This is a genomic window from Corynebacterium tuberculostearicum (assembly GCF_013408445.1).
Classification (GTDB): Bacteria; Actinomycetota; Actinomycetes; order Mycobacteriales; family Mycobacteriaceae; genus Corynebacterium; species Corynebacterium tuberculostearicum.
Genome location: NZ_JACBZL010000001.1, coordinates 754,342 through 777,050 on the forward strand (window position 1 = coordinate 754,342; position 22,709 = coordinate 777,050).

The following is a 22,709-nucleotide window of genomic DNA, read 5'->3' on the forward strand; positions in this document are numbered from 1 at the left end:
GATGCCTTTCCCGGAAAATGCGAGAAACCGGCGGGTGCTGGTTCTCGCGCTGATCCTGGTGGGATCAGTGGCGGTTGTGGCAACCCTAAAACTTCCCGGGGTTTTCATCGCGGCACTACTTATCGCGGCGGCGCTGCTTATGCTCCACACCCGGCCGGACGCCTCGGAGCAGGCGGCGCTGCGCAGCTCTATTCGGCTCTCGGCCGAAGATATTGAGGACGTCTTGGCGGAGTACGAAGACTTCCGGTCCTCCGAGGCGGCCGAGAAGATCGCGGACCGCACGCTCTACCGGCCGGCGCTTTTAGATCTGGATTGCTCCGACCCCACCATCGAAGCCTTCCACTATGAGATTTCGGGCGCGCGACGGTTCCTGCGCCGATTGAACCTGCGCGTCAACGCAGAAGAGGTCAGCACCAACGAGCTGGAATCCTTGCTCAAGGTGACAGATGAACGAGCCCGCGAGCTCAAGGAAACCTGGCTATCGGCCCGCCGCGCCGCCTTTGCGCTCGGGCCGAAGTATGAAAAGAACGAAGTAAAAAATCGCGCCCTGCGCCGCCAAGCCCTAGAAGAGCAAGCGTTCGAGGAAGAGGAAAACGAAGGGCGCAGCGCCTAAGCACTCACCGCGCGCGCCGGGCCCGACGCGGTCTAAAGGGAGGTCTCGCCGGTGGCGACGATCGCCGACGGGCCGGTCAGGCGCGAGCCACCCTCGTAGATGTCCACCGTCACTTCCCCGCCGGGAACGTGTACGTGCACGGTGCCGTGAGGGGTGGTGGTGTGGTCAACGGCGGCGTCGGCAAGCGCGGCGGTCGCGGCCGCCACGGTGCCGGTGCCGCAAGAGCGGGTCTCTCCTACCCCGCGCTCAAAGACGCGCATGTGCACGTGGCCATCGCGCAGAGGGGTCACGACCTCAACATTCACGCCGGCTGGGAAGAAGGCTTCATCGATGACTGGCTGCTCGAAAGTCTTGGCCGCAAGGCCCTCGGCGTCCAGCCCCGGCACCACGGCCGCGAGGTGGGGGTTGCCCATGTCAACGCCTAGACCGGCGTAGCTCTCCCCGGCCATGGACGCAGTGGATACACCCGTTACTTCGGCCGGTCCCATCTCCACGGTGACCTCGGCCGCGTGCTCATCGCACGAGTGCACCGTCACGCGCTTGGCGCCGGCGCGGGTACCGATGGTGAACTCGTCTTCTTCCACGAGGCCGCGCGAGCGCAGCCAGTGGGCGAAAACGCGGGTGCCGTTGCCGCACATTTCGGCCACGGAGCCGTCGGCGTTGCGATAGTCCATGAACCAGTCAGTGGGCGCGATGCCCTCGGCCAGCGCCTCGACTTCCCCGGCCGCGAGCAACGCCTCAGCGCGCACGACGCGCAGCAATCCGTCGCCGCCAATACCGGCGCGGCGACCGCACAGCGCCGCTACGCGCTCGGGGGCAAGCGGCGTGGCGGCCGCGTGGTCTTCGACGATGACAAAGTCGTTCTCAGTTCCATGACCCTTGGCAAATTTCATGCTCCCTACCCTAGCGCGCGCAGCGCCTGGGCGGTCGTATCGCCCGCGGCATCCAACCACGTGATGCGCTTGTCCCGGTTGAACCAGGAACGTTGGCGGCGCACGTAGCGCCGTGTCCCGGTAATTGTGCGCTCGACGGCCTCATCCCACGTAAGTTCGCCGCGCTGGGCTTGGAATACCTGCGCATAGCCTATGGCACGCCCGGCCGTGGAATCGGCCACCAAGCCCTGAGCTTGGAGGCGCTCGACTTCCTCGATGAGCCCGCGCTCAAACATCTGGCGCGTGCGCAGCTCGATGCGCGGATTGAGCCAGTCTGCGGTGGTGCGCAGGCCGAGCAGACGGGTACCCCACCGCGGCGGGGCGTCCTTCGGCGGTTGGCTGGCTTTATAGGGCTTGCCGGTTAACTCGATGACTTCCAGGGCGCGCACGGTGCGCCGCGGGTCCTTATCTTCAATGATTTTGGCCGCGGCCGGATCCACCTGCGCCAGCTCCTCGTGCAGGGCATCGGTACCGATTTCTACGCGCCGGGCTTCATACTTGGCGCGGACAGCGGGGTCGGTGGGTGGGAACTGCCAGTCGTCGACAAGCGCTTGGGCATAAAGCATGGAGCCGCCGACCAAGATTGGTGTCTTGCCGCGGGCCATGATGCCTTCCACGTCCGCGATGGCATCGCGCTGGTAGCGCGCCACAGAAGCGGTTTTGGTAACATCCCACACGTCAAGCTGGTGGTGCGGGATTCCTTCGCGCTCGGCCGGGGTGAGCTTGGCGGTGCCAATGTCCATACCGCGGTAGAGCTGCATGGAATCGACGTTGACCACCTCGCCGTCCAGCTCCTGCGCCAGCGCCAACCCCAGCGCAGATTTGCCGGAAGCGGTGGGTCCAAACACTGCAATCGGGCGCATTAGACCTCCCATCCTGCAACGTAGCGGCCGACGCCCAGGGTGGCGTCGGTAGCCAGCAACTGCGCCTTCTTTGGTTGTAGTCCTGCTAGCTCCTCCCATAGTGCAGGCTCTACCACACCGCGCTGGGAGAGCCACTCGCCTGCCTTGCTTGCCGACGCCCCCATCAGCACCTCCTCGCACCACTCGTGCGCTTCCTGGGCACCGGGAACGAGCGCCAAGGGGGCTCGCTCGGTCAGGCCCGCGCTGCCATCTGCCACGACGATGGTGAGCGCTCCTGGGTCAGGTTTGCCGATGCGCTCCCGGCTAGCGCGGGCGTTAAGCTGCGGCACGCTGTGCAGCACGTACCGGGCCATAATCTCGGGCAGATAATTGCCGCCGCCTAGGTTCGTGGCCGCACCCCACGCCTTTAAGCTGCCGGTGTGGGCGGTGTACCAGCGCTTGTCCTGGCTGCCGACGATATCTACCTGCGTTATGCCGGCGGCCGCAGCTTCCACCGCAAGGGTGCGGGCAGCGGCAAGCAGTGCGCGGGAGGCGGCGTCATTGGAGGAAAGCTCCACGGCCAGCGCCGGTGAGGCTGGCATTACCATGAGATTGAACATTATTCCTCCATACTATCTACCCAAGTGGAGGTAATTAAATAGAATCTGGGCACGCGCGGGATATTCGCGGTAATGTATCCAGTGATTTTATTCGGCAGCCGTGACGCGCGGCGATATATGCATAGGAGGGCTTGTCATGTCTCCCATCCCTACCCCAGGTTCCATGCCCAAGAAGGGCCCTCGTCCCACCGCAAAACCTGTTCCCGTGCAGGCACCAAGCAAGAATGACCCGGCCAAATGGGGCCGCGTCGACGCGGATGGTTCCGTCTTCGTTTCCGCTCCGGAGGGCGAACGCAAGATTGGCGAATGGCAGGCCGGCACCCCCGAGGAGGGTCTACAGCACTACGGCGCGCGCTACGACGATCTCTCCACCGAAATTGAACTGCTCGAGGCTCGCCTGCGCGCCAACCCCAGTGAGGCCGCTGGCATCAAGAAGACCGCAGCGCAATTACGCGAAACCCTGCCTACCGCTGCGGTTATCGGTGATATCGCAGCACTTGACCGCCGCCTTGTTGCCGTCATTGAGCACTCGGTAGAAGCCGGCGAGCAGGCGCAGGCCGATAAGGAGCGTCGCCGCGAGGAAGCTATTGCTGCCAAGGAGAAGCTGGCGGCGGAAGCAGAAGAGATTGCCGAAAACTCCACCGAATGGAAGGCCGCCGGTGACCGCATCCGCGCCATCTTAGAAGAGTGGAAGCAGATTAAGGGCATTGATCGCAAGACCGACGATGCCCTGTGGAAGCGCTACTCCCGCGCCCGCGACTCCTTCAACCGCCGTCGGGGCTCCCACTTTGCCGAGCTGGACCGCGCCCGTGCGGTTGCCCGCAAGAAGAAGGAAGAACTCGTCGAGCGTGCCGAGGCCATCCAGGATTCCACCGAGTGGGGACCCACCGCCCGCGCCTACCGAGATTTGATGACCGAGTGGAAGGCCGCCGGCCGCGCCCCGCGCGACGTAGACGATAAGCTGTGGGCCCGCTTCCGCGCCGCCCAGGACAAGTTCTTCAATGCCCGCAATGCCGTCAACGACGAGCGCGACCGCGAGTTTGCAGAAAATGCCAAGGCCAAGGACGCCTTGATTGCGGAGTACGACGACCAGATCGACCCGTCCAAGAGCATCGAGGGTGCAAAGGCCAAGCTGCGCGAGCTGCAGGAAAAGTGGGAAGAGGTAGGCTTCGTTCCCCGCAAGCAGGTGCGCGAGTACGAGTCCAAGATTGAGGCGCTGGAGCAGCGCGTCACCGAGGCAGAAAAGTCTGAGTGGCGCCGCACCGACCCAGAAGCGCAAGCACGCGTGGCGCAGTTCCAAGCTAAGGTCGATGAGTTTAACTCTCAGGCCGAGGCAGCTGAGGCCAAGGGCAATGCGAAAAAGGCCGCTGATCTGCGCGCACAGGCCGAGCAGTGGCAGGCTTTTGCCGACGCCGCCGCTAACGCCGTCAACGATAAGTAGTGCACCTCGTCCACATTGCGCGGCCACCGCGGCCGCACTCGCCTACCGCTCACGTTCGGCCCAGCGAACCTGCGGACTGCATTCGCAGCTTCGTCTTTTGGGCCAACTTGGCGGCCCAAGAAGCAAGCGGCGATGCCGCGGCATCGACGTCGCCGGGCCGCGTGGTTCAACGTCTGCAAGGTTCTAGCGAATCACAGACCCATCTTTTTGCCGTAGTGGACGGCGACTCCACCCTTGGTGAGGTTTCTGAGCTGGGACTGCCACAGATTCCCGCAATAGAACCCAGCCCGGAACTGGATTACCTCGGGTTCATCCACATTAGCCTGCCGCTTTTAGAAGAGCGCGAGGCAGCAGAGATTGAGTGCGTGCTGTGCGATTTGCCCCTCCCTGGCGAACAGCTCGATGAGGAGGAGCGAAAAGTAGCCGAGTGGATGGGGACAAAGGCGCTGGAGCTGGCCCAGGAACTCGGCCGCACCGTAGCGCACGTGGGACTATTGCACCCGCCGGGCGCGGACCCAGACTACGACGCTATGGGCAGCATTTACCGCCAGCTGGGATTTACGCAAAGGCACGCGGAGCACCAGCTGGTAATGGACATCCCCGAAAGCCCTGTCGCAGCACTGCTCCCCGCAGGGATCACCGCCCGAGTCTGGCCAGATTACGACATCCCTGAAGGCTACCTCAACGAGGTCATGCGGCTGCTTAGCCTAGCGTCTACAGATGCGGAAACTGGTGATCTGACGGTGGAGCCCATCGTGTGGACGCGTGCTCGATTGCGCGAAGCGCACAGCCGCCTGCGCTCTCGTCGCGGGCACACGCTTCTTATCGCACTCACCGCCGAGGACGGGAGCATACTCGCGCTGACCGAGATGGCGCGGCACGAGGACGCGAATCTTGAGGTATGTGAGTGGACTCTGACTGTGACCGATCGCCCGCACCGCCGCCGCGGACTTGCGCAGCTAGCCAAGCTCACAGCGCTGCATGAGGTGGCAGGCTATTGGCCGCGAGTGCGGCGCTGCTATTGTTCCGTTGCCGCCAAGGACGCGGCCATGAATGCCATTTACCGCAGCCTGGGTGCCCGGGAACTTTCCCGATCTTCCGCGTGGGAGTTGCGGCTGCAGGACTAGTGGCGGCAGGCCTACTGCTCGCCGCGCTGGGCGCGGTGGCGTTCGGCGGCTTGCTTGCGGCGATTGTCCACCAGTGGCTCCCGCTGCGGTGCCGCGTCAATCCTGGATTGGAATTCGCCTACCTCATCGAGCTGTCCGGCGGTGGCGCGCACGCGGGCTTCGGCGGCCTTCTGTTCTGGGCTGCGGCGCAGCGCCACCGTGCTATAGGCCAGAAATGCTAGGAAGGTAGCTATCATTCCTACCCACATTCCCAGCGACGCCCCGTCGGCGGTAGAACCACGGAACCAAAAGCCCCATAGGTTGGCAAAGAAGGACACCGTCACCAACATCCATGCAATCAGCCCAGGCGTGGCGCGACGGGTGAACAGCGTCACCGGAGTAAGAATGCCCAAACCAATGAGCGCGAGCCACGCAGAGACGGTTTCCATGATGGAAATCCTCACGCCACTAGATGTGGTGCCGAACGTCAATGCCTCCCAACCATGAGCCGGACCGGCGTAGGGCAAAATCAGGTAGAGGATATAGACCACCACTGCAATGCACAGCGTGACCTTGTGACCGCCGAGGTCCATTGTTTGTGCTGCTCTACGCTCAGCGTTAGCTGCATTGTGGGCTGCGGTGGTCGAACGTTCCTCAGTCATGGCTCCCTAGCCTACTCCCCTGCTAGCAACCGCAGGAATCGCCGGAATCGGCGGCCGCGGGCTTGCCAATCGACGGCAATCCCAGACCGACGCCGATGGGTGCGGTGGTAGGCGTTTCGCCGGCAGCGGACATATCGCCGGCCTTGGTGCGGGTGTGGGAGGTAACGGCGGCGTCGGCAAGCAAGAAGAAGGAGCCCGCACCGGTTACCTGGGTATGCACCACATCGCCCGGGCGAATCTCCGCCGAAATATCCGTGCCGTCAGAGTCAACCGGGGTGAAATGCACTAGGCGGCCATCGCGTGCACGGCCGGTCATGCGGTGGGTTTCATCGTTTTTGCGGCCGCCTTCGGCCTGCACCAAAAGCTCTACATCCGTGCCGATGAGCATCTTGTTTGCCTCGGCCTGGATGCTATCTTGCAGGGCAACGAGACGCTCGAAACGATCCTGGACGACCTCCTTGGGAATCTGGTCCTCCATTTCCGCAGCCGGGGTTCCCGGACGCGGCGAATACTGGAAGGTAAAGGCCGAGGCGAAACGAGCGCGGCGCACTAGCTCCATGGTGTCTTGGAAGTCTTCCTCGGTCTCGCCTGGGAAGCCCACGATGATATCGGTCGTGATTGCGGCGTGCGGAATCTTGTCCCGTACCTCGTCCAAAATCCGCAGGAACTTCTTGGTGCGGTAGGAACGGCGCATGTCCTTGAGGACCTTGTCGGAGCCAGACTGCAACGGCATATGCAACTGCGGGCACACGGCCGGGGTCTCGGCCATGGCGTCGATGACGTCGGAAGTAAACTCCGCCGGGTGCGGGGAGGTAAAGCGCAGGCGCTCGAGGCCTTCGATCTTGCCCACCTCGCGCAGCAGCTTAGAAAAGGCGAAACGGTCGCGTGGCATGTTGGGATCGGCGAAATTGACGCCATAGGCATTGACGTTTTGCCCCAACAAAGTCACCTCGGATACGCCCTGGTCCACCAAGGCTTTAACCTCGGCCAAGATATCGCCGGGCCGGCGATCCTCTTCCTTGCCGCGCAAGGAAGGAACAATGCAGAAGGTGCAGGTGTTATTGCAGCCTACAGAAACAGAAACCCAGCCGGCATAGGCAGACTCACGCTTGGCTGGCAAGACAGACGGAAAAGCCTCGAGGGAATCAACGATTTCTACCTGGGCTTCATCGTTGTGTCGGGCGCGCTCCAGCAGCGTCGGCAGGGCCGCCATATTGTGAGTGCCGAAGACAGCATCAACCCACGGGGCATTATCTAGGACGGTGTCCTTGTCTTTCTGCGCCAAGCAACCGCCCACGGCAATTTGCATGCCGGGATGATTTTCCTTTGTCTTCTTCAAGGCACCCAAGGTGCCGTAGAGCCGTTTATCGGCATTTTCGCGCACGGCGCAGGTATTGAAGACGATGAGATCTGGCTCCACGCCTTCGCCGGCGGCCGCGTAGCCGGCCTCCTCCAGAAGGCCAGAGATGCGCTCTGAATCGTGCACATTCATCTGGCAGCCGAAAGTTCGGACTTCATAAGTACGGTTATCTGCGATTGTCTGCTCCACGTCGGCATAGTTTAGCCATGAAGCTAGGCATCTCATAACTGCCGGACTTAGCCATTCCGGCGCTACCCTGCCTTGGCCGTATCAGTCCTCTGCGCGCAGCTCCACGCACCGCGCGTCAAGGGCTGCGATTGCGATCTGCAGCGACATTCCTTCATTGAAGCCGCGGCGTGCCAACACCCCCACAATGCGACGTAGGGCCTTGTCGCGCTCCTTGCGATCCTCCGGTACGGATTTAATGGAGCGAGCCTTCTTTTCCGCAAGGGCCTGTGCCATGGCTTCTTCATCGGCAGGGTCAATCTGCTCGAGCGCCTCAGCACGATCGGCCTCGCTCACGCCCTTTTCCCGCAATTCCCTGTTGAGAACCGAGCTGGACTTGCCGCGCCGCTTATGTCGTTGGCGCACCCACTCGTGTGCAAAAGCAGCGTCGTTCACCAGCCCCGCGTGGGCCAAATCATCCAGCACGTCCTCCACGACATCTGGCTCGAACTCGGCGTTTACTAGACGATCATAAAGCTCTTTCCGGGACCTAGAACGCTGATCCAAAAGACCCAGCGCCCGAGAGCGGACCTTGGCCTTGGCTTCTTCTGCCTCTCGATCAAAAAGCCCACCCCCAGCTGCTCCATTCTCATAGGCCTCGAGGGCCTGACGGAGTTGGGCGAGCTTTTCGGGGGCGGGCTGATTCATGATGCAGATTCAAATAGTACGCGGACTGTGTGGGGACGGGTTAGACGTTTCTAGTCGTCGTCAAAATCGACGTTTGGAACGAGATCCACGGACTCATCGGTCAATGGGTCATCGGCGCCAGGAACGTCCATCGCAGCACCTTCCTCGCCTTCGGCCGCGGCCTCGCCGATACCGAGCTTCTGGAAAATCTTCTGCTCGATTTCATTGGCCAGATCCGGGTTATCCTTCAGGAAATTACGCGCCTTCTCCTTGCCCTGGCCCAACTGGTCGCCTTCGTAGGTAAACCAAGAGCCGGACTTGCGGATGAAGCCGTTTTCGACGCCAAGGTCAATGATGGAGGACTCGCGAGAGATGCCTTCGCCATACATGATGTCGAACTCGGCAATCTTAAATGGTGGCGAGACCTTGTTCTTTACTACCTTGAGCTTGGTGCGGTTACCGATGGCATCTTGACCATCTTTTAAGGTCTGGATGCGGCGGATATCGCAGCGCACGGAAGAGTAGAACTTGAGCGCCTTACCACCGGTGGTGGTCTCTGGCGAGCCGAACATCACGCCAATCTTTTCGCGCAGCTGGTTAATGAAGATAGCGGTGGTACCGGAGTTGTACAGGGCACCGGTCATCTTGCGCAGCGCCTGGGACATCAGGCGAGCCTGGAGGCCGACGTGACTATCGCCCATCTCACCTTCAATTTCCGCCTTCGGGGTAAGGGCAGCTACGGAGTCAACGACGATGATGTCAATTGCGCCGGAGCGCACCAGCATATCGGCAATCTCCAAGGCCTGCTCACCGGTATCTGGCTGGGAAACCAAGAGGTTATCGGTATCCACGCCAAGCAGGCGTGCATACTGTGGGTCGAGCGCGTGCTCGGCGTCAATAAACGCGGCAATGCCGCCGTCCTTTTGCGCGGATGCAATAGCGTGCAGCGCAACAGTGGTCTTACCAGAAGACTCCGGGCCATAAATCTCTACGATGCGCCCGCGCGGGAAACCGCCAATACCAAGAGCGACATCGATTGCGGTATTACCGGAAGAAATGGCCTTAATCGGTGGGCGGTTGTCATCGCCCAGGCGCATCACAGCGCCTTTGCCGTAATCCTTCTCAATCATGGCCATTGCGGCATCGAGGGCCTTTTGGCGGTCATCTCCCTTAGAGGCAGCAGAAGAAGACTTCTTTTTGGTTGCCATTAACTTTCATCCTTATCTTTAACGACGATGTACTAACGCATTATTAGACTGCCGTGGAACTCAAACGGTTCCCTCCGTCAACGCCATCCCACTGTAGACGACTGCATCGACACTTCCGCCATCTTACATACATCTGTTCGAATTTTGAAAGTGAACACGCCAGTCCGTCAAATCCGACCGCTCTATAAAGTTGGGTAATCGACTCCCAACCTGCGCTCCTTCGGTACATCAAAGTCATCGCACAGGCTCAGCCAGACGCGACGCGGATCGACGCCGCGTTCGATAAGCTCATCGGGCGTTGCCCCGAGGTCAGGCAAGACATGGGAGTGGCTAATCCACTTTCCCTTAGACTCGCCAAATTCGTCCACAATGAGCTGGTGATACTCGGTCAATCGCATGCGCGCTATCCTACTCAGCACTTAAGCACGGGCGCCAGCGGTCCAGAAAGCGTCGATTGGGAGCCCGCCGCAATGGCCCTGCCTCACAATTATCAGCCGCGGGTGAACACCGTTCAAAACCCTCAATTGTCTGCAGTTTTCATGCAGTGCTAACCTCTTGAACATGAAAAAGAACTCTCTGGCAACCACCATTGCCTATGTTGCCGTGTTTACCGCTCTCGTCATCGTCCTTGCCTTCGTGTCCATCCCTATCGGTTCGGCCGGCGTGCCCATCGTGCTGCAAAACGCAGCGCTGATCCTCGCCGGCCTTATTTTGGGTAGCAAGCGCGGCGGTTACGTGGGACTCCTCTTTTTGTTCCTGGGCCTTGCCCTCCCAGTTCTGGCAGGTGGCGGTACCACGCTGCGCGCGCTGGCAGGCCCAACCGCGGGCTACATCATCGGCTATGTTCTCTCGCCAGCAGTCGCAGGCGCAATTGCCTACCGCTCCCCTAAGAGCAAGGGCGGCATGGCGGTCATGCTTGCCATCGCTGCCGTTGCCGGCCTTGCCGTCCAATACATCTGCGGCGCCTTTGGTCTCATGATCCGCTCTGGATTGGACATTGGTCCAGCCTTCGCCGCCCAATTGCCCTTCATTCCTGTCGATGCCGGAAAGCTTGTCGTTGCCGTCATCATCGCTCTGGGTGTTCACGCGGCCTTCCCCGATCTGATGGGACGAAAGGCCGCCTAGTGCCCACGATCGAATTTTCCTCAGTCTCGGTGGCCTTTGATGACACCGTGGTGCTCGAGGACATCAACCTCACCCTCACCGAACAACGCATTGGCATCATCGGCCAGAATGGTGGCGGGAAATCCACCTTGACCAGGCTCATTAATGGGTTGGGCGAGCCTAGTGAAGGTACGGTGACGGTGGACCAGATGGACGTCGCCAAGCAGGGCAAAAAGGTGCGCGAAAAGGTGGGGTTTGTCTTTTCGGATGCCGAAAACCAGATTGTCATGCCCAATGTGCGCGATGACGTCGCCTTTTCGCTCCGCCGCTTTAAGCTGCCCAAACACGAGCGCCTCGCCCGCGTGGATGCTACCCTCGAGCGCTTCGGTCTCGCCGAATTTGCGGAGCGCTCGCCGCACACGCTGTCTGGCGGACAAAAGCAACTACTCGCGCTGGCAGCGGTCATGGTCATCGACCCGATTCTCATCATCGCTGATGAGCCCACTACCCTGCTGGATCTGCGCAACCGCGATCGAATCAAAAGAGAATTCGCGCGATTGGAACAGCAACTAATTGTGGTGACGCACGATCTGGACTTTCTGCGTGATTTTGATCGGGTCATTTGCATCGATGACCATCGCATCGCCGCGGATGGCCGGCCTGCGGAGGTCATAGCTTTTTACCAAGACCTCATGGCCCAGCGGCCGCTGTAGGGAGAATTGTCATGCAACGACGCACGAATCTCCCACTTTCCGTTTATGTTGATGGCACCAGTTTTGTTCATCGCATCAAACCTAGTTGGAAGATCGCATTCCTCTTAGTCTTTATCCTGGTCACCAGCATCTTTTTCGAGTCCATTCCGTGGGCAGCAGGCGGGGTCATCTTCGTTGTCATCCTCTATGCTTGTGCACGGATCCCACTGGGCATTGCGTGGAGTCAAATCTGGCCGCCTCTCTTTTTCCTAGTCCCCTTGGCAGGCTTTCAATGGTGGGCAAAGGACTTCGACTATGCGGCGGTGATGTTCCTCAATGTCTTCGCCGCTATGATGGCTGCCTTCTTGCTCACGCTGACCTCCACGGTAGATGAAATCATGGAGTCGCTGGAAGAATCGCTCCAGCCCCTAAAGCGACTAGGAATACCGGTAGAAAACATCAGTTTGGCTATGTCACTGACTATTCGGCTCATCCCGCTGATGTTTGAAACCGTCTATGAAGTCCTCGATGCCCGCAAAGCGCGCGGTGCCGGGATGTCCCCGCTGGCGTTTGGCACCCCCGTTATTATTCGCTCCATCCGGCGAGCGCGCGCGATGGGGGAAGCGTTGCAGGCCCGCGGCGTCGGCGACTAGCGGCATAAGTTATCGCCTCCCTTGCACCACCAAATGATGGCCAAGAGAGGCGATAACTTTTTAAAAGACAGTCGAGGGTTTTACTCCCCACGCAACTCACGCAGACGGGCCTGTACAGCATCGTTGTTGGCACTGCCTGGCTGGGCAGCGCTGTCGGCAGCAGAGCCAGAAGCTTTATTGCCCTCAATGGCCTGAGCCTTATTGCCTTCCACGGACTTAGAAGAGTTCATTTCACTGCGAATCTGCTCCAAGCGGGAATGACCGGCCATCTGTATGCCCGCCTGCTGAACCTCGGCCATGCGGTTCTCCACGGAGTTCTCAGCAAGCTCGGCCTGGCCTAGCGCCTTGGAGTAACGGCGCTCAATCTTATCGCGCACAGCATCCAGAGACGGCGTATTGCCATTGGCAGTCAGCTCGTTCATGGAGTTCAAAGACTCAGAGACCTTTTCCTGCATCTTTGCCTGCTCCAGCTGGGAAAGCAGCTTGGAGCGCTCATTGACCTTTTCGCGCAGCGCGGCGTTATTACGCTGAACCGCATTCTTGGCCTTTTCTGCCTGCTGTAGTGCCTGGTCGTGCAGCTTCTTGGTATCCTCCACGGACTCCTCAGCCGTAACCAGCTGGGCGGCGAAGGCCTCTGCCGCGTTCTCGTACTCCACGGCCTTATTTTCATCGCCCTTAGTACGGGCCTGATCAGCCAATTCCAGAGCCTGGCGAGCATTGCCCTGTAGCTTTTCTACCTCTGCCAAACGGCGGTTAAGCTGCATTTCCAGCTGACGCTGGTTACCAATCACGGCGGCCGCCTGCTGAGACAGCTCCTGGTGCTGGCGCTGAGCATCCTCAATAGCCTGCTCGATCTGCACCTTCGGATCGGCATTTTCCTCGATCTTATTATCGAAGAGTGCCATCAGGTACTTCCAGCCCTTAACAAATGGGTTCGCCATGGTGTGCTTCAACCTTTCTAGGTTAAAAGATGTGCGTAATGTTCTGCTGTTTATACTAGCGAAGCGCTGTTTCTACCGCTTGCATTCCCCGCGGTCGCAGGCGCTTGCCGACGCCCCCTTAACCACCACAGCCGACCCTCCTCGCGAGGGAATAGGCCGGCTGTTGACATAGACCGCTGTGTGCTAAAGCTCTGATGCGGCAGGTGCCGTATGGGCTAGCTCCTCATCCATGGAGGGCAGGGCCATGTAACCGGCTGCTTCAATCAATACGTCAGAGACCGAGCAATCTAGCGCGTGGCACACAGACGCAAGGAGCTCAGAGGAGACCTCCTTGCGACCGCGTTCGAGCTCTGAAAGGTAACCCGGCGACACGCGGGCCACCCCGGCTAATTCGCGCAGGGTCACTCCCTTGTCCGCGCGGAAGGCGCGCAGCGTCAACCCAAGAGCCTCCCGCAAAAGCGGCTCAGGGGTACGAGCAGTGGCGGGCGCCGCTGGTGCAGTAGCGCCGTTTACCGAGTGTTCGAGGACTGCAGTAGAAGTGTTCATCACTATGGTCAACGCTCCTTGTCTCGCTATTGTTCCCGCAGTGCCGGATTTTCTTCCACAGTTGCGCACAGTAGACGCAAGGCGGCTGCGACCGTGGCCTCTCTAATTTCGTTGCGCTCCTTGCCCAATCCGGATAGCAGCTGGGAGAAAGCGACTCTACCAGGAGAATAGATGCCGAGATATACGGTGCCCGCCGGCTTGCCTTCTTGTAGGTCTGGTCCTGCCACTCCGGTAAGGCCTATCCCCCAGTCCGCAGCGGTTTCTGCCACTGCCGCGCGGGCCATTGCAAGGGCGGTCTCCCCAGAAACCACTCCGGCTGCTTCGATATCGGCTACCGGTTGGTGCAAAAAATGGGATTTCACCTCGGTGGCATACGTTATAAGCCCTCCGCGCAATACAGCCGAAGCTCCAGGGACAGAAGCCACCGTGGCGCTGGCCAACCCAGCAGTAAGTGACTCACAAAAGGACAAGGTCTCGCCGCGCTCGGTGAGCTCGGATACGAGGCGGGCCGCCATGGTGCTCATGAACTACCTAGCTATTCTGCTTCTTGCCATCGATGAGGTACTGGACGCCGGTAACTACGGTCACCACTGCAGCCAAGAGCATCACTAGGAAGGTAGGAACGTTCATCCACTCCGGCAACGGCCACAGATACAGCCCGACTGCCAAGGATTGCAATACAGTCTTTAGTTTGCCGCCCTTCGAAGCAGGTACCACCTTGCCGCGGCGCAACAACACCATACGCCAGATGGTGATACCAAACTCTCGGATGAGAATGACCACGGTAATCCACACTGGCAGCACCCCAATGATGTTGAGGCATACCAGTGCGGTAGTCATAAGCGCTTTATCCGCGATGGGATCAGCGATCTTGCCAAAATTGGTGATAAGGCCACGGGCACGTGCGATGTCCCCGTCGAGCTTATCTGTGAGCATTAAGGCCGTGAATAGGCCAAAAGCCCACCATTCATGGCCGGCAATGACCAGCCATGCGAAAACCGGAATGAAAAGAATGCGCAGGCTGGTGAGAACATTTGGCAGGTTCCAATTGGATACCTGTGGATTCACATCCGAGGATTGCGCTGACTGTGTTCCGGGTTGATTCACGTTATACATACTACCTGTTAGCACCAAGGGCCTGCGCTTGGATGCCCCTGCATTTTAAAATGCGAAGCATGAAGTATTTTGCTGTTAGCTACGACTACAACCCCAAGAATCCTGAGATTGCTAAGGCCCGCCCCGCGCACCGCGAGTTTACCGCGCAGCTTTTTGAGGAGGGCACCATCATTGCCACTGGCCCGTTGACGGATTCCAAGGGCGGCGCGCTCATCATCGTGGGGCTTGCCGACGACGCCGTGGTCGCCGACGCCATCGCCCTCATGGACCAAGACCCCTTCTACCAGGCCGGCTGCATTACCGGCCGCAGCTTCCGCGAATGGAATCCCGTTAACGCCTGCTTCTAGTGCGGTAGCTCTTCCTTGGGCAGGTCTTCGGCCTTGCCCAAGAATTCGCCCTTCTTGTTGCGGACGATCTTATTGCCTTCCTCGTCCCAGTCGAAGTGATTGTGCGATACCGGCACTCCGCCTTGGTTCTCATCGCGCTTGTTTTTAATAATCGAGGCGATAACCGTAATAACCAGTACGCCCACAATCACGATAAGTGAGGTAATAGTGGAAAATTCTGGGATAGACTCCACGTTCTCGCCGCCGTTTACAAACGGCAAGTTATTCTCATGCAGCGCATGGAACATGAGCTTCACACCGATGAAGCCCAAGATGATGCCCAAACCATAGGGCAGGTACACCAGGCGATCCAGCAGACCATCCAGCAGGAAGTACATCTGGCGCAAGCCCATGAGGGAGAAGGCATTCGTGGTAAAGACCAAGAACGCTTCCGAGGTAATGCCGTAAATGGCCGGAATGGAGTCGAAGGCAAACATCACGTCGATAAGGCCAATGGACACCAACGCAATAAATAGCGGGGTGAACGCGAATTTCCGCTTGCCCGAGGAATCTTCCAGGCGGTGCGTGAGCTTATCGCCGTGGTAGCGCGGGGTGACGTGGACTACCTTGCGGATCAGCTTGATGATGCCCATGTCATTGGGATCGGTTTCGGGGGCGTCGCGGATCTCATCGACGATGAGCTTGATAGCTGTGTAGATGAGGAATATCGCGAACAGGTAGAAGATATCGGACCATGCCGCGATGACCGCAGCACCCAAAAGGATAAACACCAGGCGGCATGCCAAGGCAATGACGATACCGATGAGCAATACCTTTTGTTGGTACTTCCGCGGGATCTTGAAGGCGCCCATGATAAGCGCGAAAACAAAGAGGTTATCTACGGATAGCGCCTTCTCTGTCACGTAACCCGTGAGGAATTGGATGCCGTGCTCGTGATCCCAAATGGCCCACACACCGGCACCAAAAAGTAAAGCGATACCGACATAGAATAGGGTCCAGAACCCGGATTCCTTCAGCGTCGGCTCGTGCGGGGTGCGCACGTGGGAGTAGAAATCAAAAACAAAGAATCCAAGAATGACGACGATGGAAATCGCCCAGATCCACAATGGCACATGCATTGGTACATCCCTCCGGTCGAAGATACAACAAATTGACCGGAGGTCTCCCCCGCCCGGCGAACTAAATTCCGCTGGGCCGGCACGACCGGGAGCGTAATGCTACCGTGCTGACGATCGATGCCGAAGGATGGGGTACTCCCCTCCAAGACCCGTCCAACCTTACACGATCTTAGAAGGCGCCTGCCGAAGGGTTATACGTCGCCTGAACGGTACGGGTGTCGCCGGCATCGCCCTGCGGGGAGGAATCGGCGCCTGCGGAAGAATCGGCGTCGGAAGTAGCGGCAGCTTCCTCCTGCTCTTGCTGCTGCATCTCCTCCTGAATCTCCTTCGGGGCTTCGGCAGGATCGGCGCCCTTAATCATCCAGATGATGGTATCGAGCTCTTCCGGCTTCACTAGGACCTCGCGGGCCTTGGAGCCCTCGGACGGTCCGACGACGCCACGAGATTCCATCAGGTCCATGAGACGACCGGCCTTGGCAAAACCGATGCGCAGCTTACGCTGCAACATAGAAGTCGAGCCCAACTGGGCGGTGACCACCAGCTCGACGGCCTCGAGGAGGTCGTCCATGTCCTTGCCAATTTCCTCATCGATTTCCTGCTTGGCCTCGGATTGCTTCTCTTCAGTCACGCCCTCGGTGTAGTTCGGCGCAGCCTGCGACTTGGCGGCATCGACAACCGCCATGACTTCATCATCCGAGACGAATGCGCCCTGCATACGCACAGGACGCTTGCCCTGCGGAATGAAGAGGCCATCGCCCATACCAATGAGCTTTTCCGCGCCACCCTGGTCCAAGATAACGCGAGAGTCGGTCAACGAGGACGTCGCGAACGCCAGACGCGATGGCACGTTGGTCTTAATCAGGCCGGTCACCACGTCCACGGACGGGCGCTGGGTTGCCAACACCAGGTGAATACCGGCGGCACGCGCCTTCTGGGTGATGCGGACGATGGAGTCCTCAATCTCCTTTGGCGCGGTCATCATCAGGTCGGCCAACTCGTCAACAACACAGACGATGTACGGGTACGGGCGTACCTCGCGCTCGGATCCTGCCGGTGCCTGGTATTCGCCGGAGACCACCTTGCGGTTATAGTCCTCAATCTTGCGCACACGAGCGGCCTTCATATCCATGTAGCGCTGCTCCATCTCCTCCACTAGCCACTGCAAAGCTGCTGCGGCCTTCTTCGGCTGGGTAATGATGGGCGTGATCAAGTGCGGAATGCCCTCGTACGGGGTAAGTTCCACCATCTTCGGGTCCACCAAGATGAGGCGAACCTGCTCAGGGGTGGCTCGGGTGAGCAGCGAGACCAACATGGAGTTGACGAAAGCGGACTTACCGGAACCGGTAGCACCGGCGACCAGCAAATGCGGCATCTTTTGCACCGAGAACGAGGTGTATTCGCCTTCGATGTCCTTGCCCAAACCGATGAGCATGGGATCCGGTGAGCTGGTCATGCTTGGCGCATCAAGCACCTCGCGCAGGTGCACCATTTCGCGGTCTGGGTTTGGAACCTCAATGCCGACGGCCGACTTGCCGGGGATGGGCGTGAGCAAACGTAGATTATCCGTGGCCACGGCGTAGGCCAGATTGGACTGCAGGTTCGTAATCTTCGATACCTTGACGCCTGGTCCCAGCTCGATTTCATAACGGGTCACTGTCGGGCCACGGCTAAAGCCGGTTACCTGGGCATCGACCTTGAACTCTTCGAAGACATCGGTGATGGCCTCAATGATGCGGTCATTAATCTCAGTGCGCTCCTTGGCTGGAGTGCCCGGGGTCAGCAGGTCCGTGGTGGGAACCGCGTAATTCTCGTTGCCAAACTGTGCGGCCGGTGTAGGAGCAGCAGAGGTACCCGTTTCCCCTGCGGCCTCGGCCGCAGGCTCGGTGGCGTCCACCTGTGCGCCGGTCGTAGCGTCGCGTCCGGAGCGCTCGCGGAAGAGTTGGCGGGCCTTCTCATGCGCGGACGAGACCGCATCAGCGCCTCCTTCCACCGCAGATCCAGCAGCGCCTGCAGCTGCACCGGCTGCTGCAGCGCCAGCGGCACCGGCAGCACCCGCAGCAGCAGTCTTTGCCGCGCCACTTGCTGCTCCCGCAGCACCCGCGGCGCCCGCGGTCGCACCAGCGGCCGAGCCAATTGCGTTACCGGCGGCGGTGCCAGCATCAGAGCCCGCCGTGGCCGAGCGAGAAGAACGCGAAGCAGGGCGCTGGCGGGCGGAGCCTAGAACGCGGGTTGGTTCTGGTTCCGCTGAGTCCGGTTGTGCTGGCGACGACGCAGCGGCGTCGTCTACCACCGGAATCTCATCGGTATCGCCAATGTCACGAGAGACCGGCTTCTCAGCCGCGTTAGACACCGACTGGAAGCCGCCACGCGTCGGTGCGCTAAAGGCGCGGGTGGCATGCTCTTCCTCTGCTGTAGCAGGCGAATCTACCGGATAAGAAGAACCACGCGGTGCGGGGTCTTCAGTGGGGCGTCGGAAAGCGCGCAGGCTTCCACCACGCTCAGAGGAACGGCGCTTAGCTGCAGGTCGTGCCGGGCGCTCGCTGCGCTCGCGTCCTTCCGCGATGTCATCAATATCGCCAGTCACGTGGCCGTAGAGGTCATCGCCCTCTTCGTCGTAAAAGTCTTCGTCCGCGCCGCCAAAGCGGGAGAACGCCGCAGCAATGGCATCAGCCACCAACTCATAGGCCTCGCGGATAGTAATGCCGGTGACCAACAAGGCTCCGTAAATAATGACGAGGAACAGCAACGGCACGGCGACGAAGGAGGTGAAGGCCGTCTCCAGAAGGCCGCCGATGGCGTAGCCGATTACACCACCGGCACCACCGGCGCTGTCCGGGGTAAAGCCAAGCTCAGGGGTGCCAGCAAAGATGTGGATCAAGCTGAGCATGGCGAGGACGATGATGCTGATACCGCCCACAATGCGCGGCTTAAAGTGCCCCGCTGGGCCGGAGATATCCATCATCAAGGCAATGGCCAAGGCCACCAGTGCCACCGGCAGCACCCAGGCGCCTGCACCAATGACGTAGCGGACGATATTGCCCACCCAGGCGCCTACCTGGCCGGCAACGCCAAACCAGACGGTAGCCGCAAGCACGATGGCAATACCAATAAGAACGAGCGCCACCGCATCAGGATTTTTCACCTGAATACCGCGTGATTCTTCCTCGCTTACTTCCATGGTAGAAAACTCTTCTTCCGCAGCTACATCGCGCGCCCGCGTAACCTTGCTCTTCTTCTTTTTCTCCCCGCGTGCAGAAATTTCTTCCGGCTCCCTCGTCGTCTCGTACTCCTCGGTCTCATATACGTCTTCGCTGGGCTTGAGCCCGGCGACGCCATGGCTTACACCCCGCGCCATATTTCCCATGCCGCGGGCCGTGGCACCAAAGGCAACGCCCAAGCCCTTGCCGACGGCCCGGAACGCACTGCCCGTACGCTCCTGCGAGGTCGCCGCCGCGCGCCGATGCGAAGACGTCATAGCCAGGTTTTCCGGCATGCCAGCACCGGACCGGCTGCGGCCCGACGGCCGTGAACGATTCGACTTTCGGCGCGTTCCGCGCGAAGAGGCATTTTTGACAGACATGCCTCTACCTTAACCGCGCCACCCCATAAATCACATTAGCCACACGCGTTTCCCTAACTCCTGGACCCACAATCTCACGGCGAACGCTTCCCACGCACCCCACAGCTAAGAAACCGCGATTAAATCAAGATTAGAGAATTGACTTTACGATGGCTTCGGAGTCACCTTCAATCTTGACTTCAGCAGCATCACGCCCGAAGGACCAGAGGATGAGCTCGCCTACCTCGCCTGAAACGCGAACCACGGCATCGCCCTTCTCCACCACGCCATGCGTATCTGCGGCAACGATTCGCGGCAATCCTTCCGGCTGCAGAATGACCGGACGTTCAGATTTGCGCAGGGCCACCTTTGCCAAGGGCTTTAGGTAGCTATGCATCTGTTGTTTGATGCGTGCCGAAAAGTCGCGTGGGCCCATGCCATTAGCCCGGCGAATATCCTCGTGGTGGACAAAGTGCTCCACAAAGTTTTGCTGTGCATCCACGAACCGGACGGGGTTATAGGCAGCAGGTCCCCTCCCCCAGTCATCAACTAACTCATCAAAGTCGCGTTCGGCCACCTTGCGTGATTCCTTTTCCAGACGGCCGGAAAGTGCGTTGACGAAGATGCCGGCGGCTGCATCGGGGCGGTTTTCCCGCACCCACAAATGCACGGCTAGGTCGCGGGTTGTCCAGCCCTCGCACAAGGTAGGGGCATCGGGACCAAGCTTATGAAATAGCGCTACCATTTTGGCGCGCTCAGCAGAAGAAAACGACATAAGCCCCAGCATACCGAGCTAACTGGCATGCTGGGGCTTTGTCTCACTTAGCGCGAGGAACCCGTATTACTTACAGGGACTCACGTGAAGCGTCGACGTCTTCTTCATCGGTAACCAAAGGGCCGGAGTTGGTCGGCACGATGGTCGGAAGGATAACCGGCTCGCGCTTGTACTTGGAATCCATGAGCTTGGATACCTTACGGCGCAGCTTCTGCACCATGCGGTAGGTATCGTTCTCGCCCTCTGCGGCAAGATCGTTCATGGTGTTTTCCACCATCTCCGCAACCTCCGGCACGATGCCGCGGTCGTCATCGGAGAAACCTGTGGTAGATACCGTTGGGTGCTCCAGCAGACGCGAGGTGCGGTTATCAATCACACAGGTGATAGAAACCACGCCGCCGGTACCCAGGTTGGTGCGATCAGCCAAGGTATCGGCATCCACATCGCCCATGGATACGCCGTCGACGTACAGGTTACCCACCTGCATCTGGCCTACGACCTCGGCGCGGCCCTTACGCAGATCCACGACGACGCCGTTTTGTGCCAGCACCGTACGGTCGCGGTCCACACCGGTGGAGATAGCCAGTTCCTTATTGGCGCGCAAGTGGCGCCACTCGCCGTGCACCGGCATCGCGTTGCGCGGGCGCGCTGCGTTGTACAGGAAAAGCAGCTCGCCAGCGTAACCGTGACCGGAAGCGTGCACCTTTACGTCCTGGTTGGTAATGACGTTGGCACCGATCTGGGACAGCATGTTGATGACGCCGTACACGGCCTCTTCATTGCCTGGGATGAGCGAGGAGGAGAAGATGATGGTATCGCCATCGCGGACGGTAATCTGGCGGTGCTCACGGCGGGCCATACGCGACAAAGCAGCCATTGGCTCACCCTGCGTACCGGTGGTAATCAGCATGGTCTTATGCGGAGCCATCTTGGCAGCCTCATCGATGGGGATGATGGTGCCGCGTGGAACCTTCAAGAAGCCCATCTTCTCCGCGATTTCCATGTTGCGCATCATCGAACGGCCGTTGAAGGCCACCTTGCGGCCGTTTGCCACGGCAGCGTCGATAGCGGCCTGGACGCGGTAAACGTTGGAGGCGAAGGAAGCCAAGATAACGCGCTGCTTAGCGCCAGCAACGAGGCGCTTGAAGTTGGCAGGAATATCACCCTCAGATGCCGAAACACCGGGGACGGTGGCATTGGTGGAATCACACAGCATGAGGTCAACGCCCTCATCGCCATAGCGGGACAGGGCTGGGAGGTCCGTTGGACGGTTATCCAGCGGGGTTTGGTCCAGCTTGATGTCACCGGTGTGGATGATATTGCCGGCTGGGGTTCCCAGCATGATGCCCAAGGCATCCGGTACGGAGTGGTTGACTGCCCAGAAGCGTACGCGGAACGGACCGTAGGTTACGTCGGACTTTTCATTAACCTCGACGAACTTCGGCTTCTGGCGGTGCTCCTTACACTTTGCAGCAATAAGCGCGATGGTGAAGCGGGAAGCAACGATGGGGATATCCGGACGGAGCTTAAGCAGCCACGGGATAGCACCGATGTGGTCCTCGTGCGCGTGGGTAACGACGAGGGCCTTGACCTTGTGGATCTTCTTCTCAATCGGGCCGAAGTCAGGCAGGATGAGGTCCACGCCTGGCTCACCAGAGGATGGGAAGAGCACACCACAGTCGATGATGATGAGGTCATCACCGTACTCGAAGACGGTCATGTTGCGGCCGATCTCCGAGATACCACCCAGAGCGTAGATGCGCAGAGCATCCTTCGGCTGCTTCGGCGGCTCCGGCAGGCGCTTGGTCAGATCCGCGCCCTGCATAGACTTGGGCACGTTGCGGCGGCCACGGTTATTGCGGCCGCGGCCTTTACCATTGCCGTTCTTTCCGTTGCCATTGCCGTTCTTGCCGCCGTGGTTATTGTTTCCACCGTGGTTATTGCCATTGCCGTTGCCGTTTCCACCACGGCCACGTCCGCGGCTGCCACGGGAACGGGAGCGACGGTTGTTGCCGCCACCTTCGTTGTGGTTGTCGGAAGAATTCTTCTTGCCAGAATTATCCTTGTCGCCCTTAGCGGAATTATCCTGCGCGGAATTGCCCGCGTCAGTTGCTGGGGCTTGGAAAACTGGCGAAGCCGCCTCGTTGGAGGCGGTTTCGTTTTCCGCCGGTGGGCCCGCCTTGCGGGTCACCTTGCGGGAACGGTTACGGGGTTCATTCATT

23 protein-coding genes are annotated in these 22,709 nt (G+C 59.7%); 7 read left to right on the top strand and 16 right to left on the bottom strand.

What is annotated here, in order from left to right:
• Window position 1: 1 nt before the first annotated feature.
• Window positions 2-613, top strand: a complete 612-nt coding sequence (locus BJ985_RS03560; protein WP_005325107.1) for a hypothetical protein — start codon at window positions 2-4, stop codon at window positions 611-613.
• Between the two features lie 32 nt (window positions 614-645).
• Here BJ985_RS03560 and dapF read toward each other — a convergent pair whose 3' ends face one another.
• The 3 genes from dapF to BJ985_RS03575 are packed head-to-tail and all read right to left on the bottom strand — an operon-like array spanning window position 646 to window position 3,007.
• Window positions 646-1,506 carry a diaminopimelate epimerase gene (dapF, locus tag BJ985_RS03565; RefSeq protein ID WP_179386614.1) on the bottom strand — a complete coding sequence of 287 codons (861 nt, stop codon included), beginning with the start codon at window positions 1,504-1,506 and terminating at the stop codon, window positions 646-648.
• A 5-nt stretch (window positions 1,507-1,511) separates the two neighbouring features.
• Window positions 1,512-2,420, bottom strand: a complete 909-nt coding sequence (gene miaA, locus BJ985_RS03570; protein ID WP_179386615.1) for a tRNA (adenosine(37)-N6)-dimethylallyltransferase MiaA — start codon at window positions 2,418-2,420, stop codon at window positions 1,512-1,514.
• Complete coding sequence (locus BJ985_RS03575) at window positions 2,408-3,007, bottom strand: hypothetical protein (protein WP_179386616.1); 600 nt, start codon at window positions 3,005-3,007, stop codon at window positions 2,408-2,410. Before BJ985_RS03575 ends, miaA begins: the two co-directional genes overlap by 13 nt.
• Window positions 3,008-3,143: 136 nt before the next feature.
• Between BJ985_RS03575 and BJ985_RS03580 the strand changes: the two genes are divergently transcribed.
• Window positions 3,144-4,448 carry a DUF349 domain-containing protein gene (locus BJ985_RS03580; protein ID WP_179386617.1) on the top strand — a complete coding sequence of 435 codons (1,305 nt, stop codon included), beginning with the start codon at window positions 3,144-3,146 and terminating at the stop codon, window positions 4,446-4,448.
• Window positions 4,448-5,575 (top strand): GNAT family N-acetyltransferase, encoded by a 1,128-nt coding sequence (locus tag BJ985_RS03585; protein WP_179386618.1) that lies wholly within the window; start codon window positions 4,448-4,450, stop codon window positions 5,573-5,575. Before BJ985_RS03580 ends, BJ985_RS03585 begins: the two co-directional genes overlap by 1 nt.
• A gap of 11 nt (window positions 5,576-5,586) precedes the next feature.
• Here the strand turns inward: BJ985_RS03585 and BJ985_RS03590 are convergent, their stop codons facing one another.
• From BJ985_RS03590 to BJ985_RS03610, 5 genes are all read right to left on the bottom strand, one after another.
• Window positions 5,587-6,216, bottom strand: a complete 630-nt coding sequence (locus BJ985_RS03590; protein WP_236587094.1) for an Rv2732c family membrane protein — start codon at window positions 6,214-6,216, stop codon at window positions 5,587-5,589.
• Between the two features lie 22 nt (window positions 6,217-6,238).
• Window positions 6,239-7,801, bottom strand: a complete 1,563-nt coding sequence (miaB, locus tag BJ985_RS03595; RefSeq protein WP_005325114.1) for a tRNA (N6-isopentenyl adenosine(37)-C2)-methylthiotransferase MiaB — start codon at window positions 7,799-7,801, stop codon at window positions 6,239-6,241.
• A gap of 45 nt (window positions 7,802-7,846) precedes the next feature.
• Window positions 7,847-8,449, bottom strand: a complete 603-nt coding sequence (gene recX, locus BJ985_RS03600; RefSeq protein ID WP_005325115.1) for a recombination regulator RecX — start codon at window positions 8,447-8,449, stop codon at window positions 7,847-7,849.
• Window positions 8,450-8,499: 50 nt separating this feature from the next.
• Window positions 8,500-9,636, bottom strand: coding sequence for a recombinase RecA (gene recA, locus BJ985_RS03605; protein WP_005328639.1), 1,137 nt, complete (start codon window positions 9,634-9,636; stop codon window positions 8,500-8,502).
• A 182-nt stretch (window positions 9,637-9,818) separates the two neighbouring features.
• Entirely contained in the window at window positions 9,819-10,034 is a 216-nt protein-coding gene (locus tag BJ985_RS03610) for a DUF3046 domain-containing protein (protein ID WP_005325117.1), read from the bottom strand.
• 163 nt (window positions 10,035-10,197) lie between these two features.
• Here BJ985_RS03610 and BJ985_RS03615 point away from each other — a divergent pair, with 163 nt between their 5' ends.
• Genes BJ985_RS03615 through BJ985_RS03625 form a run of 3 tightly spaced genes read left to right on the top strand, consistent with a single transcriptional unit; the run spans window position 10,198 to window position 12,085 of the window.
• Window positions 10,198-10,761 (top strand): biotin transporter BioY, encoded by a 564-nt coding sequence (locus tag BJ985_RS03615; RefSeq protein ID WP_179386619.1) that lies wholly within the window; start codon window positions 10,198-10,200, stop codon window positions 10,759-10,761.
• Entirely contained in the window at window positions 10,761-11,453 is a 693-nt protein-coding gene (locus tag BJ985_RS03620; RefSeq protein ID WP_179386620.1) for an energy-coupling factor ABC transporter ATP-binding protein, read from the top strand. The genes BJ985_RS03615 and BJ985_RS03620 overlap by 1 nt, the downstream gene beginning before the upstream one ends.
• An 11-nt stretch (window positions 11,454-11,464) precedes the next feature.
• The gene (locus BJ985_RS03625; RefSeq protein WP_179386621.1) at window positions 11,465-12,085 is read left to right on the top strand and encodes an energy-coupling factor transporter transmembrane component T family protein; all 621 of its coding nucleotides are present in this window, start codon (window positions 11,465-11,467) and stop codon (window positions 12,083-12,085) included.
• A gap of 80 nt (window positions 12,086-12,165) precedes the next feature.
• Here the strand turns inward: BJ985_RS03625 and BJ985_RS03630 are convergent, their stop codons facing one another.
• From BJ985_RS03630 to pgsA, 4 genes are all read right to left on the bottom strand, one after another.
• Complete coding sequence (locus tag BJ985_RS03630) at window positions 12,166-13,026, bottom strand: PspA/IM30 family protein (protein WP_179386622.1); 861 nt, start codon at window positions 13,024-13,026, stop codon at window positions 12,166-12,168.
• A gap of 183 nt (window positions 13,027-13,209) precedes the next feature.
• Window positions 13,210-13,572: a helix-turn-helix domain-containing protein gene (locus BJ985_RS03635; protein WP_023021356.1), complete on the bottom strand. Its 363-nt coding sequence runs from the start codon at window positions 13,570-13,572 to the stop codon at window positions 13,210-13,212.
• Between the two features lie 26 nt (window positions 13,573-13,598).
• Window positions 13,599-14,096 (bottom strand): CinA family protein, encoded by a 498-nt coding sequence (locus BJ985_RS03640; RefSeq protein WP_179386623.1) that lies wholly within the window; start codon window positions 14,094-14,096, stop codon window positions 13,599-13,601.
• Window positions 14,097-14,103: 7 nt separating this feature from the next.
• Window positions 14,104-14,688, bottom strand: a complete 585-nt coding sequence (pgsA, locus tag BJ985_RS03645) for a CDP-diacylglycerol--glycerol-3-phosphate 3-phosphatidyltransferase (RefSeq protein WP_179386624.1) — start codon at window positions 14,686-14,688, stop codon at window positions 14,104-14,106.
• Between the two features lie 59 nt (window positions 14,689-14,747).
• On the opposite strand from pgsA, the gene BJ985_RS03650 reads away from it, so the two are divergent.
• Window positions 14,748-15,035 (top strand): YciI family protein, encoded by a 288-nt coding sequence (locus BJ985_RS03650; protein WP_150851272.1) that lies wholly within the window; start codon window positions 14,748-14,750, stop codon window positions 15,033-15,035.
• On the opposite strand, the gene BJ985_RS03655 is transcribed toward BJ985_RS03650, so the two are convergent.
• The 4 genes from BJ985_RS03655 to BJ985_RS03670 form a co-directional block, all read right to left on the bottom strand.
• Window positions 15,032-16,153, bottom strand: a complete 1,122-nt coding sequence (locus BJ985_RS03655; protein WP_005325135.1) for a TerC family protein — start codon at window positions 16,151-16,153, stop codon at window positions 15,032-15,034. The genes BJ985_RS03650 and BJ985_RS03655 overlap by 4 nt on opposite strands.
• A gap of 169 nt (window positions 16,154-16,322) precedes the next feature.
• Window positions 16,323-19,646 (bottom strand): FtsK/SpoIIIE family DNA translocase, encoded by a 3,324-nt coding sequence (locus BJ985_RS03660; protein WP_179387574.1) that lies wholly within the window; start codon window positions 19,644-19,646, stop codon window positions 16,323-16,325.
• Between the two features lie 217 nt (window positions 19,647-19,863).
• Window positions 19,864-20,499: a TIGR03085 family metal-binding protein gene (locus BJ985_RS03665; RefSeq protein ID WP_150851657.1), complete on the bottom strand. Its 636-nt coding sequence runs from the start codon at window positions 20,497-20,499 to the stop codon at window positions 19,864-19,866.
• A gap of 58 nt (window positions 20,500-20,557) precedes the next feature.
• Complete coding sequence (locus BJ985_RS03670) at window positions 20,558-22,708, bottom strand: ribonuclease J (RefSeq protein ID WP_179386625.1); 2,151 nt, start codon at window positions 22,706-22,708, stop codon at window positions 20,558-20,560.
• Window position 22,709: the final 1 nt, after the last annotated feature.